The following is a 14,938-nucleotide window of genomic DNA, read 5'->3' on the forward strand; positions in this document are numbered from 1 at the left end:
ACTCGTTATTCGCCGACGCTGATCTTCAGGCCGGCCGCGATCGCAAAGGGTGCCAATGTCACAGCCAAGGCAGTCAGGCTGGCGAGCCAGAGCAGATGGCCGGTCGCCGGCATATTCTGCAATGCGGCCTGCAACGCGCCACTGCCCAGGATCAATACAGGGATATACAACGGCAGAATCAGCAGCGCCAGCAGCAAACCGCCGCGCTTGAGACCGACTGTCAGCGCGGCTCCCACGGCGCCCAGCAAGCTCAGCACCGGCGTGCCCAGTAGCAGCGAGGCCAACAGTACCGGCAGACAACTGGCAGGCAGGCCGAGCATCAGCGCCAGCAATGGCGCCAACAATACCAGTGCCAGACCGGAAAAGACCCAGTGTGCCAGTACCTTGGCCAGCACCAGCATGGCCAGTGGATGCGGTGACAGCACCCACTGCTCCAGCGAGCCATCCTCGAAATCACTGCGGAACAGCCCGTCCAGCGACAGCAGCACGGCCAGCAATGCCGCGACCCAGACCAATCCCGGAGACAAGGTTTGCAACAATTGTGTTTCAGGGCCGACCGCCAGCGGAAACAGGGCGACGACGATAGCGAAGAACACCAGTGGGTTGGCCAGCTCCGCCGGGCGGCGGAACAACAGGCGCGCCTCACGGCGCAATAGAAGAAGGAATACGCTCATGCCGCCCACTGCCCCAGGTTCAGCTCGCGGTAGCCGGACGGCTTGCGCTCGAGGGTGTGGTGAGTGGTCAGCACCACGGTGCCACCCTGCTCGCAATGCGCCGCCAGATGCGCCTCGAGCTGGGCCACGCCCTGTTTGTCGAGTGCGGTGAACGGCTCATCGAGAATCCACAGCGGTGGGCCCTCCAGGTACAGGCGGGCCAGGGCGACACGCCGTTGCTGCCCGGCAGAGAGGGTGTGACAAGGCACATCTTCGAAACCACGCAGGCCGACAGCCTCGAGGGCACGCCAGATGGCCTCGGGGCTGGCCGGCTGGTGCAGGGCACAAAGCCAGGCGAGATTTTCTTCGGCGGTGAGCAAATCCTTGATGCCCGCAGCGTGACCGATCCACAGCAGGATGCTGGCCAATGCATGGCGCTGTTCGAGCAACGGCTTGCCATTGAACAGGATGCGCCCGGCTGTCGGCTGCATCAGCCCGGCCAGCAAGCGCAGCAGGCTGGTCTTGCCACTGCCGTTGGGGCCGGCGATCTGCAACATGTCGCCGGGGCGCAGCTCGAAGTCCAGGTATTCGAACAGCAGTCGCCAGTCGCGCTCGCAGGCCAGGCCCACGGCTTGGAGGTGAAGGGTCACGGTTTCGCCTTATGCGGTTGGGTTCATGGTCGGTGCCGCCTGCTTCGCGGGTAAACCCGCGAAGCAGGCGGCACCGACCATGAACCTTGTGTCTCAAGTGCCCCTGCTTGCTGCCGTTATACTGGCAGTGGCAGGCGGCAGGCATTATTACACGCACTGCTGCGCTGCCAAGAGGGCTGGTCCGACAGGTTGTATACAATCATGACTGAAATCAATAGTCTCGGCGCACAAACTGCGCTAGCCCCCCAGGCGACCAAGGCCGCCATGACCGGCGAACTGCTGCGCCTGCTGCAACCACAGCCCGGCTTGTTGGGCCCAGGCGAGACAGCGCGCGCCGAGGTCATGTCGATGCGCCAGGTCGGCCCGGACTTCCAGATGCTGCTGCGCCTCACCCAGGCCAACGGCAACCAGATGCAATTGCAGGCCAGCGCCAACCAACCACTGCCTCCAGGCAGCCAGATCACGGTCAGCCAGACCGAAAGCAGTCGCCTGGCGGTAATGGTGCAACAGGTCAACGCCAACAACATTGCCACCCTCACCCGCCTGGATACCAACCAGATCCCGGTCGGCACGCTGCTGCAAGGCAAGGTCCTGACCAGCCAGGCACTGCCGCAGAGTGCGGGCGAGATCGCCAGCTTCCGCTCGCTGGTGAACCTGCTCAACAGCAGCCAGGCAGGCGCCACCCTGACCATCGAAAGCCCACGCCAGCTACCTGTCGGCAGCCTGCTGAGCGCGGTGGTGCAGGGTGACCAGTCGCTGCGTTTCATGCCCCTCAGCGGTCGTCAAGACCAGTTGGCCGTGGCGCAGCAACTGCTGACCCAACAGGGCCGCCAGGCCTCCCTGCCAAGCCTGCTCAATGCCCTGCAGCAGATCGCCACTTCAGGGGATTCCGGAGCGCAGTTGCGCGCGACTGCCGAGCGCCTGCTGGCCAGCTTGCCCGATGCCCGTCAGCTGAGTGATGCGAAAAACCTTTCCCAGGCCCTGAACAACAGTGGCGCCTTCCTCGAGGCCAAGCTGCTTGGCGGCCAGGCAAGCGCTGTGACACCGGACCTGAAGACGCAATTGGTGAGGTTGGTCGCGCAGTTGAGCAACCCGAGCGCAAGCCAATCACTCCCCCCCGCACTGACCAGCACCCTGGCCCAGGCGTTGCCTGGCTTCGCCCGAAGCGCCCTGGGCATGCTTGGCCAGGTCACTCCACGCCAGCTACCAGGCGCATTTCCCCTGCCCTCGCGCCTGTTGCAGAGCCTGGAAAACGAAGGCGACCTGCAGCAGTTGCTGCGCCTGGCCGCCGCCGCCGTCTCACGCCTGCAAAGCCATGCGTTGTCCAGCCTGCAGCAATCCGGCCCGCTGGAGAACGGCAACCAGCAGACCACCTGGCAAACCGAAATCCCCATCCGCCACGGCCAGGAGTTCGTGCCCTTGCAAGTAAAGCTGCAGCGCGAGGAAACACCAGAGCAGCACGCTGATCGCGAACATGAAGCCCGTGATCCACTGGAAGCCATGTGGCGAATCGAACTGGCTTTCGACCTGCCACCGCTCGGCCCTCTGCAGGTCCAGGCGCAACTGCTCCAAGGACGGTTGTCAGGACAACTATGGGCGGAACAGGAGCAGACTGCGCGCCTGATCGACAGCCAGCTCGGTTCGCTGCGTGAACGCTTGCTGGCACGCGGCCTGGATGTCGGCGACCTGGAATGCCATCCGGGCACGCCACCACAAGGCCCGCGCACACGCCTGGAACAACGCTGGGTGGACGAAACCGCATGAACTACAAGCAACCCCGCCAGGCCATCGCCCTGAGCTATGACGGCCAGCAAGCCCCCACCCTGAGTGCCAAGGGCGACGATGAGCTGGCCGAAGCCATCCTCGCCATCGCCCGCGAGCATGAAGTGCCGATCTACGAGAACGCCGAGCTCGTGCGCCTGCTGGCGCGGCTGGAATTGGGCGAGCAGATACCCGAGGCGCTGTACCTGACCATCGCCGAAATCATTGCCTTTGCCTGGCAGCTGCGTGGCAAGGTACCCGTTGGGTTCAGCGACGAGCTCAACGCCGAGCGGGACATCACCCCAGTCACGGCACTACTGCCACCAGGCGACAGCCAGTAGCTATCTACCACCCCGCCCTCGCTCAGCCATTCAACCTTGTCATCCCCGTAAATGAACAAGGTGAACAACATGCCCACAAGCCGCATCAACGCCGCTGGCGTCCAGTACGTCATCGACCACCTGAGCCACGTACCGCGCCCGGACCTCGAAGCCAGCCGTGCGATCCAGCATTGGTTGGGACAACAGGGCCACGACCTGGCCCCGGAGCAGATCGACGTTGTCACCCTGCACTACCGCCCCGACGGTCCAGGCCGATATCTGGCCGCCGTTACCCAGCGCATGAGTTTGCCCCAGGCGGTACTGAGCAACTGGCAAGGTGAGTCCAGCAACAACCTGTTCGGCGCCTTGTTTCGTACCCCATGGGCCGGCACCCTGCCCGATCGTCCGCTACGCCTGGTGGAAACCCTGCCCGATCCCGGCGTCAACCATTACGGCGCCGCCTTCGCGGTGTTCAATGGCTTGTTCCGCCGCACCACGCCGCAACGCTATGACGCCTCGACCCACCTGCCGATAGCCGCTGAAGCCTTCCAGCAGTTCATAGAAAACCTGGACTTCCACACACCTTTCAAGGCACAGCTGGACGGTTACTGGCGCGAGCACCTGCAAACCCACAGACTTGCCTGCAAGCTCAACTTCATCGCAGCCTGTAACAAGCAAGTCGCAGAAGGCAGCCTCAGCGAGGCGGCCAGGAAGCTCATCTGGCAAGCCGCCGGGTTGCTGCCCAGCGACAGAGCGCTAGTCAAGAGCACGCTGAACATCTACGGTTACGCCGCCACCGACCTGCTGTACCTGAGCGACCCTGCCAGCGGCTTGACGGTACTCTACCTGCCCGGCAACAGTTCGCCATTGCTGGCGTTCAGCAGTGAAGCGCTGATGAAGGACTGGGTTGGCCAGCAGTGCAAAGACCCGGTAAAACGCCAAGCCCTGAAACAGCATTTCCGCTTGGCCGACCGCCCGCAAGGCCTCGACTTCAGTGGCCTGGAAACCGCCCTCGATGGTCTGGCCGATTACCCCAACCGCCACCCGTTGCCGCCTGAGCATGGCTATTTCAACGATGACGGCACCTGGCCGCCGCGCACCTACGTCAACTATCGGCCCGGTAAATACAGCCCCAGGCTTGATGGCGACCTTTTCCAGGCATTGGCCGAGCGTCAGCGCCAACGCAGTTATGACGATGCCGACTTCCTCATCACCCGTGACAGCCAAGTCTACAAAGCCCGCTGGCTTGGCTACCTGACCACCACACTCAACTTGCTGGCACCGCTGTGCCTCGTGGTTCCGGGCCTTGCACCGTTGCTGGCTGTGGGCGGTATCGCGCAGTTGGGGCTGGGGCTCGACCAAGCGATCAATGGCAAGACGCTGCAAGACAAGCAGGCCGGTGTCGGCAATATCAGCTGGGGCCTGTTCAATGCCGTGCCACTGGCAATCGCCGGCACCAAAGCCGCCAAAGCACTGTTCGCATTCAAAAGCGACGGCTTCGTCCTGCCAACGCGGCTGAACGATCAGATCGGCTACCCATTGAGCCCGAGCACCCCACCCCGCTTTCCAGAGCCTGAGGGTGCCCGCTATTTCCACGCACACGACTCGATCCCGCCGCTGCCGGACGGCGATCAGTCCATCGCCGACTCCGTTGTACGGACGCCGCTCTACAACGGTGACCCCGACAACCTCGATGTCAGCCTCCATGGCTACAACAACCGTGTCGTATACGACATGGAGCGCGATGTCTTCATTCAAGAGGATGACCTCAACGAGATCGATCCGGACGGTTACATAGCCCAGGCCGGAAGCAAGGACCTGGTGCCAGCTCCCGCCAGCCGCCCGGTCACCAACGCCATGCGCACCCGCAGCCTGCGCGCGCTAGGGGTCGATCTTCCGTTGCCAGTGGAACTGCCGACCCAAGCCGCTGACAGCTACCCCATCCCCAAGACAATCAGTTGCCTCTGGGTCGGCGACAAGGTGATCAGCCCCGAGCTGCTGAGCAACCTGGGCAACAATGCTGCGCGACTCAAGGATAGCGACTACACCCTGCGCCTGTTCCTTTCGAGCGCCACCCCTGACGCGTATGCCGAGAACAGCCGGCTGCTGGCTGCAAAGGCCCCCGGTCTGCAGGTCTTGCCATTGGAGGAGCAAGCCTTCTTCAGGGCGTTTCGCCTGAGCAAGTACTACGCCCAATACGATGCCGCGCTGGATGGCAATGGTGGCATCGCCAGTAACTATGCCTCGGCATCCGACGTGCTGCGCTACCCCATGCTGCATCACGAAGGGGGGTTGTACATGGATGTCGACGATACCCTGCTGGCCACCGAGCTACACCCGCAAGTCATTGATGGGCAAGCGGCCGATAGCCCCGGCGAAGCCATCGACCAGGTCGAACTGCGCGCTACCCCCGACGGCTTGCTGCTGGCGCCACCGATGTCCAACGAAAAGATGGGCATGAACTGTCTTTACAACACCAGCCTGATCGGCAGCCACCCCGGCAATCCCACCCTGGAGGCGATTTCCGAAGAAATGCATGCCCGCTTCCAGACCAACCCGGACTTCTACGACAGCAAGCCCAGCCTGGCCGATGACCCGGCCAACTTCTATCGCTATGCCAACCGCCTCAGCCGCCTGACCGGCCCGGCCTTGCTCAGCGATGTGGTCGACCGCCACCTGCCGGCACTGCGTACCTTGAGGCAGGTCGTCAATCTGTATGCCATGCCGCGGATCAACGCCTACCAGTTCATCGACCTGCAACGCTGCAAGGACGCCATACGCACACTGCTACCCCTCAACCGTTTCGCCAAGGTCGGCGGCAATCATTCATGGAGCAAGTAAGGCGCCGCATCGTGCGCGGTCGTTGAACGGCCATGCAGGGCGAATAGGCCGCGCAAGGTTGTAACCCCATAAGGCCACTTGTCTACCTAGCCCTCTGGCTAGATAAGTACCAAGAGCCACGAGCTGACACTGCGAGTCGTCGCGAAGACCGCACCCAGCCTTGGCGCCAGGGCTGACAAAAACCGGGCGACTTGCGTCGCCCGATTCATCACTCGCCGCGGTGCAGCTTGCTCATCAACTGCGCCTCGGCCTGGGTCAACCCACAAGTCTGGGTCAGCTCCTCGACGCTCGCCCCCATCACCACCAGCTTGGCCGCCTGAGTGAAGGTGACGCTGTTGGGGTCGCGCTGCTCCAATTGCTGGAGCTTCTCGGGCATTGGCGCCACCACCGCGCGAAGTTCGTGGATCGCCTCGCCCATGCGCACGGTGCCGTTCTGGTAGTCGTCCAGGCGCTTGGCCAGGTCCTTGATGCGCTGGTCGCGCAGGGCGTCGCCCTGGGCCTGCTGGGCGGCCAGCTCGCGCTGGCGCTTGCTGTAGTTGAGGAAGAACCACAGGCTCAGCGCCCAGAGCAACGCCAGGAAGATGACAGCAACCTCGAAGATCAACTCAGATGTTCTCCAGCTCGGACCACTCTTCCTCGGTCATCATCTTGTCCAGTTCGACCAGGATCAGCAGTTCGCCGTTCTTGTTGCACACGCCCTGGATGAACTTGGCCGACTCTTCGTTGCCCACGTTCGGCGCGGTCTCGATCTCCGACTGACGCAGGTAGACCACTTCAGCGACGCTGTCGACGAGAATGCCAACCACCTGCTTGTCCGCCTCGATGATGACGATGCGGGTGTTGTCGGTGACTTCGGTGGGCATCAGGCCGAAACGCTGGCGGGTGTCGATCACCGTCACCACGTTGCCGCGCAGGTTGATGATGCCCAGCACGTAGCTGGGGGCGCCCGGAACCGGGGCGATCTCGGTGTAGCGCAGGACTTCCTGCACCTGCATGACATTGATGCCGTAGGACTCGTTGTCCAGACGGAAGGTTACCCACTGCAGGATCGGATCTTCGGAACCTTGTGCAGACGACTTTTTCATTCCCCTAGCCCTCTAAACCCGCCATCGGCGGTGTGCTCTGTATTGCCGCGGCAGTAGCGGCGTTGATTCAGTTGTGTTTGGTGTTCATCTGTTTGACGGCACCGCTGGCGATCAGCTCGGCCAGCGCGGCGACATCCAGCAACGCGCACATGTGCTCGATCACCGTGCCGGCCAGCCACGGCCGTTGGCCGCGCTGGCTGCGCCACTTGATCTCGTTCGGGTCCAGGCGCAGGGAGCGGCTGACCTGGTGCACGGCCAGCCCCCATTCATAGCCCTGGACGGAAATCACGTATTGCAGGCCCTGGCGAAAATCATCGCGGTAACGGTCGGGCATGACCCAACGCGCGGTGTCCAGCACCTTCAGGTTGCCGGCCTGGCAGCTGAGGATGCCGAGAAACCAGTCCGGCTGGCCGAACAACGGCGTCAGCTCCTGGCCGGCCAGGCTGTAGATCGAGCCAAGGCACACCAGTGGCACCGCCAGGGTGAGCCCGGCCACATCGAACAGCAGGCATTCGAACGGTTCGGCCGCCCAGTCCGGGCGACCGTCGACCGTGGCCGGCGGCACGGGTGCCGCGGGCGCAGGCAGGTGGACATCGACCAGTGGCGCGACGGGTTCGGCGGGCTGCACTTCGGTGCTGGCCTCAGCCACCACTTGAGTGTCGACCACGCTGAAGACCGGCTCGGGTACCGGCTGCATCGGGGGCAGGACAGTGGGCAGGACCTTGGCCTGCGGCTCGGCGAACGGCCGCACCTCCACCGGCGCCGGGCTGGCGTGGCGCTTGGCGTCCAGGGCCTGCTCCTCACGGACCGCGGCTTCGAACTCGTCGCTGGGCGCCTCCTCCCCTTCGTCTACCGTCGCCGCCTCGGGCGACGCTGGCAGGTCGAGGGTATCGGTGGCCTCCTGCAACAGGCCATCGAGGTAGGATTGCAGCGCCAGTTGCGGCTTGCTGGTGATGCGCGGTGCCGAGTTCATCAAGCCACCTGCAGCGCGGAACGGTAAGTGAGCAGATGCTTGAGCAGCGCCCGATAGGCGACCACCCCACGGCTCTTGCCGTCGAACTGCGACGGCGTGACACCGTTGCGGCTGGCGTCACGCAGGCGGGTGTCGACCGGGATGTAGCCCTGCCAGACCTGCTCGCCATAGGTGTCGCGCAGCACTTTCAGCGTGCCCAGCGAGGCCTGGGTGCGGCGGTCGAACAGGGTCGGGACGATCTGGTACGGCAAGGCCTGCTTGCGCGAGCGGTTGACCATGGCCAATGTGCCGACCATGCGCTCCAGGCCCTTGACCGCGAGAAACTCGGTTTGCACTGGGATCACCAGTTGCTGGCTGGCGGCCAGGGCGTTGACCATCAGCACGCCCAGCAAGGGCGGGCTGTCGATCAGGGCGAAGTCGAAATCCTGCCACAGCTGCGCCAGACTCTTGGCGATCACCAGACCCAGGCCACTCTGGCCCGGCGACTGGCGCTCCAGCACGGCCAGCGCCGTGCTCGACGGCAGCAGCGAGATGCGTTCGTCGCTGGTGGGCAGCAGCAGCTGGCCCGGCAGGCCCTCGGGCACCGTGCCCTTGTGCAGGAACAGGTCGTAGCAGCTGTGCTCGAGCGCGTCGGGGTTGTGCCCGAAGTAGCTGGTCATCGAACCGTGCGGGTCGAGGTCGACGACGACCACGCGCTTGCCCGCCTCGGCCAGCAGGCCAGCGAGGGCGATGGTGGTGGTGGTCTTGCCGACGCCACCCTTTTGATTGGCTACTGCCCAGACTCTCATCGTGCGTTGCTTCCTCCCGGTATGGCCGACAGCCTTGCCGGGAACGGTGTGAAATTCAATGACGGGGTTTTGACGGATTCAGCCCCCGGTCGACGGTGCTGGCGTGGCAGGTGCACTTTGTGTGCCAGCCCGGTGCATGGCGGCATCGGGGGTGGCATTGGCACTGCCGCTGCCAGTCAGGCTGCGGCGCACTTCGAGGTTGCGCGAGATCACCAGCACCACGCGACGATTGCGCGCGCGGCCGTCGGCCGTGTCGTTGCCAGCCACCGGCTGGTATTCGCCGTAACCCACCGAGGCCATGCGCGCCGGGTTGACCCCTTCCATCGCCAGCAGGCGAACGATACTCGCCGCCCGCGCCGACGACAGCTCCCAGTTGGTCGGGTACTGCGCGGTACGGATCGGCAGGTTGTCGGTGAAGCCCTCGACGTGCACTGGGTTGGCGAACGGCTTGAGAATCTTCGCCACCTTCTCGATGATCTCGAAGGCCACATCACTGGGCATGGCGTCGCCGCTACCGAACAACAGTGCCGAGTTGAGCTCGATCTCGACCCACAGTTCGTTGCCGCGCACGGTCATCTGGTTGGACTTGATCAGGTCGCCGAAGGCGTCGCGCACATCGTCGGTGATGGTCTTCAGCGGGTCGACGCTGGTTTGCGCCAGGCCTGCGTCGGTCTGCTCGCTGTCCTTGATCAACGGCTCGGCTGGCTTGACGCTCAGCGGCCGCTCATCGCCGATGGGGATGGGCTTCATGCTGCGCTCAGGGTCGTTGAACACCCCGATCAGCGCCTGGGAGATTTGTTTGTACTTGCCCTCGTTGATCGACGAAATCGAGTACATGACCACGAAGAAGGCGAACAGCAAGGTGATGAAGTCGGCGTACGACACCAGCCAGCGCTCGTGATTCTCGTGTTCTTCGGCTTTACGACGGCGGGCCATGGCTTACTCCATGAAGCCTTGCAGTTTCAGCTCGATCGAGCGCGGGTTCTCGCCTTCGGCGATCGACAGCAAGCCCTCGAGCAGCATTTCGCGATAACGCGACTGGCGCAGGGTGACCGCCTTGAGCTTGTTGGCGATCGGCAGCAGGATCAGGTTGGCGCTGGCCACACCGTAGATGGTGGCGACGAAGGCCACGGCAATGCCGTTGCCCAGCTGCGACGGGTCGGCCAGGTTGCCCATCACATGGATCAAGCCCATCACCGCGCCGATGATACCGATGGTCGGCGCATAGCCGCCCATGCTCTCGAACACCTTGGCCGCCTGGATGTCGCGTGCTTCCTGGGTCAGGAAGTCGACTTCGAGGATGCTGCGGATGGCTTCCGGCTCGGCGCCGTCCACCAGCAACTGCAGGCCCTTGCGCGCATACGGATCAGGTTCGGCATCGGCGACGCCTTCGAGGCCCAGCAGGCCCTCCTTGCGCGCCGTCAGGCTCCAGTTCACCACCCGGTCGATGCCGCCAGCGAGGTCGACCCGTGGCGGGAAGAAGATCCAGCGCACGATCTGCAGCGCGCGCTTGAACGACGACAGCGGCGACTGCAGCAAAGCCGCCGCCAGTGTGCCGCCCAGCACGATCAAGGCGGCCGGGCCGTTGATCAACGCACCGGCATGGCCACCCTCGAGGAAGTTGCCGCCAACGATGGCGACGAACGCGAGGATCAGGCCGATCAGGCTCAAGACATCCATCAGACGCACGCCTCGACCAGGTGCTTGCCGATTTCGTCCAGGCTGTAAACGGCATCGGCCAGGTTGGCCTTGACGATGGCCATGGGCATGCCATAGATCACGCAGCTGGCCTCATCCTGGGCCCACACGGTGCTGCCGCCCTGCTTGAGCAGGCGCGCGCCTTCGCGGCCATCGGCGCCCATGCCGGTGAGTACCACCGACAGCACCTTGTCGCCATACGACTTGGCGGCGGAGCCGAAGGTGATGTCGACGCAAGGCTTGTAGTTCAGGCGCTCGTCGCCCGGCAGGATCTTCACCGTGCCGCGGCCGTCGACCATCATCTGCTTGCCGCCCGGGGCCAGCAGCGCCAGGCCCGGACGCAGCACGTCGCCGTCCTCGGCTTCCTTGACGCTGATCTTGCACAGCTTGTCCAGGCGCTCGGCGAAGGCCTTGGTGAAGGCCGCCGGCATGTGCTGGATGAGCACGATCGGCGCCGGGAAGCCGGCAGGCAGTTGTGTGAGCACGCGCTGCAGTGCCACCGGACCACCCGTGGAGGTGCCAATGGCGACCAGCTTGTAGGGCTTACGCTTGGGCGCCGGCGAATGAGCGGCGGCCGGTGCCGCGGCACGGGCCGGGGCGGCGGCGCGCGCAGGGGCGCTGCTGCTGAAGCTGCTGGCTGGGGCATGGCTGCTGGCCGGCACCGGCGCGGCGGCGGGCGCCGGGCTGGAGTAGGCACTGAAACGACGATTGCTGCGCGAAATGGTGTGGACCTTCTCGCACAGCAGCTGCTTGACCTTCTCCGGGTTGCGCGAAATATCCTCGAAGTTCTTCGGCAGGTAGTCGACCGCACCGGCATCCAGGGCGTCGAGGGTGACGCGGGCGCCTTCGTGGGTCAGCGAGGAGAACATCAGCACCGGCGTCGGGCAGCGCTGCATGATGTGCCGCACCGCGGTGATGCCGTCCATCATGGGCATTTCATAGTCCATGGTGATGACATCGGGCTTGAGGGCCAGCGCCTGGTCGATCGCTTCCTTGCCGTTGGTCGCGGTACCCACGACCTGGATCGTCGGGTCCGCCGAGAGAATTTCCGAGACACGGCGGCGGAAGAAACCGGAATCATCCACCACCAGGACCTTGACTGCCATAAACACTCCATTAGGTGGCGCACCCGCCAGGGCGCGCCACCGAAATCAAATACGCCGGGCGGCGTAACGCTTGAGCATGCTCGGGACATCGAGGATCAGCGCGATACGACCGTCGCCGGTGATGGTCGCGCCGGACATGCCCGGCGTGCCCTGCAGCATCTTGCCCAGCGGCTTGATCACCACTTCTTCCTGGCCGACCAGCTGGTCGACCACGAAGCCGATGCGCTGGGTGCCGACCGACAGGATCACCACGTGACCTTCATGCTGCTCTTCGTGCTCGTGGTCCTGGACCAACCAGCGCTTGAGGTAGAACAGCGGCAGCGCCTTGTCGCGCACGATCACCACTTCCTGGCCGTCGACCACGTTGGTGCGCGACAGGTCGAGGTGGAAGATCTCGTTGACGTTGACCAGCGGGAAGGCGAACGCCTGGTTGGCCAGCATCACCATCAGGGTCGGCATGATCGCCAGGGTCAGCGGCACCTTGATGACGATCTTCGAGCCCTGGCCCTTGGCCGAGAAGATATTGATCGAGCCGTTGAGTTGCGAAATCTTGGTTTTCACCACGTCCATGCCCACGCCACGGCCGGACACATCGGAAATCTCGGTCTTGGTCGAGAAGCCCGGGGCGAAGATCAGGTTGTAGCAGTCCGACTCGCTCAGGCGGTCGGCCGCGTCCTTGTCCATCAGGCCCTTTTCCACGGCCTTGGCGCGCAGGATACTCGGGTCCATGCCCTTGCCGTCGTCGGAGATCGACAGCAGGATATGGTCGCCTTCCTGTTCGGCGGACAACACCACCCGGCCCATGCGCGACTTGCCCGAGGCTTCGCGCTCGTCCGGCATCTCGACACCATGGTCGACGGCGTTGCGCACCAAGTGCACCAACGGGTCGGCCAGTGCCTCGACGAGGTTCTTGTCCAGGTCGGTCTCTTCGCCGACCAGCTCCAGGTTGATCTCTTTCTTCAACTGGCGCGCCAGGTCGCGAACCAGGCGCGGGAAGCGCCCGAAGACCTTCTTGATCGGCTGCATGCGGGTCTTCATGACCGCGGTCTGCAAGTCGGCGGTGACCACGTCGAGGTTGGACACGGCCTTGGACATGGCTTCGTCGCCGCTGTTGAGCCCCAGGCGCACCAAGCGGTTACGCACCAGCACCAGCTCGCCGACCATGTTCATGATTTCGTCCAGGCGCGCGGTATCGACCCGCACCGTGGTTTCCGCTTCGCTGGCGCCATGCTTTTCGGCGGCCGGTGCGGCGGCGGCACGGGCTGGCGCAGCCGGGGCGGCTGGCTTGGCGGCAACCGGTGCCGGCGCAGGTTTGACCACAGGCTTGGGCTCGACCTTGGCGGCGGCAGGCGCGGCTGTAGCTACGGCGGCAGGCGCCTCGCTGGCGACGGCGTCGCCCGAGAACTTACCCTTGCCATGCAACTGGTCCAGCAGCGCTTCGAATTCGTGCTCGCTAATGTCCTCGCCACCAGGCGCGGCCGATGCTGCGCTGGCCGCAGGCGCGGCGGCAGCCGGCAAGGCGTCCACGGCGAAGGTGCCCTTGCCGTGCAACTGGTCGAGCAGCGACTCGAATTCGTCGTCGGTGATTTCGTCGCTGGCAGGCGCGGCGGCAGGCGCCGATGCGCTCGGCGCGGCATCCGCCGAGAACTGGCCCTTGCCATGCAACTGATCGAGCAGCGATTCGAACTCGGCGTCGGTGATTTCGTCACCGCCCGCGCCGACCACTTCGCCTTGCAATTGCTCATGGACCTCGGCTTGCGCCTTGACCGCATCGAGCGAATCGAGCAGTTGCTCGAACTCGGTGTCGGTGATGTCCGGCTCGGCCTCGACCTGCGGGGCAGCTTCAACGACCGGCTCAGGGGCTTGCGCGCCACCGGGCTCGGCCAGACGCGACAGTGCCGCCAGCAGTTCCGGCGTGGCCGGGGTGATGTCCGAACGCTCGCGAACCTGGCTGAACATGCTGTTGACCGTGTCGAGGGCCTCGAGCACCACGTCCATCAGTTCCGCGTCGACCCGGCGCTCACCTTTGCGCAGGATGTCGAACACGTTCTCGGCGATATGGCAGCACTCCACCAGCTCGTTGAGCTGAAGGAAGCCGGCGCCCCCTTTTACAGTGTGGAAACCGCGGAAAATCGCATTGAGCAGGTCCGCATCATCGGGCCGGCTTTCCAGCTCGACCAGTTGCTCGGACAGTAGCTCGAGGATTTCGCCGGCTTCTACCAGGAAATCCTGAAGGATTTCTTCATCGGCGCCGAAGCTCATTAAACGTGCTCCTTAAAAACCCAGGCTGGATAGCAGATCGTCGACATCGTCCTGACCGGACACGACGTCTTCACGCTTATCGGCATGAATCTGCGGACCTTCACCCCGAGTCGGATGTTTTTCTTGATCTTTTTCAGCACGCAGCTGCTGGTGGTCATGTTCGATACCGGCAAAGCGGTCGACTTGGCTTGCCATCAGCACGAGCTTGAGCAGATTGCTTTCGACTTCGGTGACCAGCGTGGTCACCCGCTTGATCACCTGCCCGGTCAGGTCCTGATAGTCCTGGGCCAGCAGAATGTCGTTGAGATGGCCGGCGACCTTGCGATTGCCTTCGGCGCTGTGCGTCAGGAAACTGTCGACGCGCTTGACCAGCTCACGGAATTCCGGCGCCGCCACCTCGCGACGCATGAAGCGCTGCCAGTCGGCGGACAGGTCCTGGGCCTCGCTCGCGAGGTCGTTGAGCACGGGCGTGCTCTCCTCCACCAGGTCCATGGTGCGGTTGGCCGCGCCCTCGGTGAGGCGCACCACGTAGGAGAGGCGCTCGGTGGCATCGGTGATCTGCGAGACTTCCTCGGCCTGCGGCATGGCCGGGTCGATCTGGAAGCTGACGATCGCACTGTGCAGTTCACGGGTGAGCTTGCCGACTTCCTGATACAGGCCACGGTCGCGGGTCTGGTTCAGCTGGTGAATCAGCTGCACCGCCTCGCCGAACCGGCCGCGCTCGAGGCTCTCGACCAGTTCTTGGGCATGCTTCTTCAGGGTTGATTCGAACTCACCCAGAGAGTTGTTCTGTGACTCCAT

14 protein-coding genes are annotated in these 14,938 nt (G+C 64.1%); 3 read left to right on the top strand and 11 right to left on the bottom strand.

What is annotated here, in order from left to right; genetic code table 11:
* Positions 1-5: 5 nt before the first annotated feature.
* Positions 6-674, bottom strand: coding sequence for a heme exporter protein CcmB (gene ccmB / locus IM733_RS11135; protein ID WP_248920884.1), 669 nt, complete (start codon positions 672-674; stop codon positions 6-8).
* A complete protein-coding gene (ccmA, locus tag IM733_RS11140; protein ID WP_248920885.1) occupies positions 671-1,303 on the bottom strand; it encodes a cytochrome c biogenesis heme-transporting ATPase CcmA in 633 nt (210 codons plus the stop codon). The genes ccmB and ccmA overlap by 4 nt, the downstream gene beginning before the upstream one ends.
* A 201-nt stretch (positions 1,304-1,504) precedes the next feature.
* Here ccmA and IM733_RS11145 point away from each other — a divergent pair, with 201 nt between their 5' ends.
* The 3 genes from IM733_RS11145 (at position 1,505) to IM733_RS11155 (ending at position 6,225) form a co-directional block, all read left to right on the top strand.
* The gene (locus IM733_RS11145) at positions 1,505-3,067 is read left to right on the top strand and encodes a flagellar hook-length control protein FliK (protein ID WP_248920886.1); all 1,563 of its coding nucleotides are present in this window, start codon (positions 1,505-1,507) and stop codon (positions 3,065-3,067) included.
* Positions 3,064-3,405, top strand: a complete 342-nt coding sequence (locus IM733_RS11150) for an EscU/YscU/HrcU family type III secretion system export apparatus switch protein (protein ID WP_248920887.1) — start codon at positions 3,064-3,066, stop codon at positions 3,403-3,405. The genes IM733_RS11145 and IM733_RS11150 overlap by 4 nt, the downstream gene beginning before the upstream one ends.
* A 69-nt stretch (positions 3,406-3,474) precedes the next feature.
* Entirely contained in the window at positions 3,475-6,225 is a 2,751-nt protein-coding gene (locus tag IM733_RS11155; protein ID WP_248920888.1) for a dermonecrotic toxin domain-containing protein, read from the top strand.
* Positions 6,226-6,433: 208 nt separating this feature from the next.
* Here the strand turns inward: IM733_RS11155 and IM733_RS11160 are convergent, their stop codons facing one another.
* From IM733_RS11160 to IM733_RS11200, 9 genes are all read right to left on the bottom strand, one after another.
* Positions 6,434-6,829: a DUF2802 domain-containing protein gene (locus tag IM733_RS11160; RefSeq protein WP_248920889.1), complete on the bottom strand. Its 396-nt coding sequence runs from the start codon at positions 6,827-6,829 to the stop codon at positions 6,434-6,436.
* Position 6,830: 1 nt separating this feature from the next.
* Positions 6,831-7,310: a chemotaxis protein CheW gene (locus IM733_RS11165; protein WP_003254393.1), complete on the bottom strand. Its 480-nt coding sequence runs from the start codon at positions 7,308-7,310 to the stop codon at positions 6,831-6,833.
* Positions 7,311-7,377: 67 nt separating this feature from the next.
* The gene (locus IM733_RS11170; RefSeq protein WP_248920890.1) at positions 7,378-8,283 is read right to left on the bottom strand and encodes a CheW domain-containing protein; all 906 of its coding nucleotides are present in this window, start codon (positions 8,281-8,283) and stop codon (positions 7,378-7,380) included.
* On the bottom strand, positions 8,283-9,071 hold the full coding sequence (locus IM733_RS11175) for a ParA family protein (protein ID WP_248920891.1): 789 nt from the start codon (positions 9,069-9,071) through the stop codon (positions 8,283-8,285). The genes IM733_RS11170 and IM733_RS11175 overlap by 1 nt, the downstream gene beginning before the upstream one ends.
* Positions 9,072-9,149: 78 nt before the next feature.
* Entirely contained in the window at positions 9,150-10,007 is an 858-nt protein-coding gene (gene motD, locus IM733_RS11180; RefSeq protein WP_248920892.1) for a flagellar motor protein MotD, read from the bottom strand.
* A 3-nt stretch (positions 10,008-10,010) separates the two neighbouring features.
* On the bottom strand, positions 10,011-10,751 hold the full coding sequence (locus IM733_RS11185) for a flagellar motor protein (protein ID WP_011534884.1): 741 nt from the start codon (positions 10,749-10,751) through the stop codon (positions 10,011-10,013).
* On the bottom strand, positions 10,751-11,875 hold the full coding sequence (locus IM733_RS11190) for a protein-glutamate methylesterase/protein-glutamine glutaminase (RefSeq protein ID WP_248920893.1): 1,125 nt from the start codon (positions 11,873-11,875) through the stop codon (positions 10,751-10,753). Before IM733_RS11190 ends, IM733_RS11185 begins: the two co-directional genes overlap by 1 nt.
* A 45-nt stretch (positions 11,876-11,920) precedes the next feature.
* Positions 11,921-14,137 carry a chemotaxis protein CheA gene (locus IM733_RS11195; RefSeq protein ID WP_248920894.1) on the bottom strand — a complete coding sequence of 739 codons (2,217 nt, stop codon included), beginning with the start codon at positions 14,135-14,137 and terminating at the stop codon, positions 11,921-11,923.
* A 12-nt stretch (positions 14,138-14,149) separates the two neighbouring features.
* Positions 14,150-14,938: a protein phosphatase CheZ gene (locus tag IM733_RS11200; protein ID WP_011534887.1), complete on the bottom strand. Its 789-nt coding sequence runs from the start codon at positions 14,936-14,938 to the stop codon at positions 14,150-14,152.

The organism is Pseudomonas entomophila (assembly GCF_023277925.1).
GTDB lineage: Bacteria > Pseudomonadota > Gammaproteobacteria > Pseudomonadales > Pseudomonadaceae > Aquipseudomonas > Aquipseudomonas entomophila_D.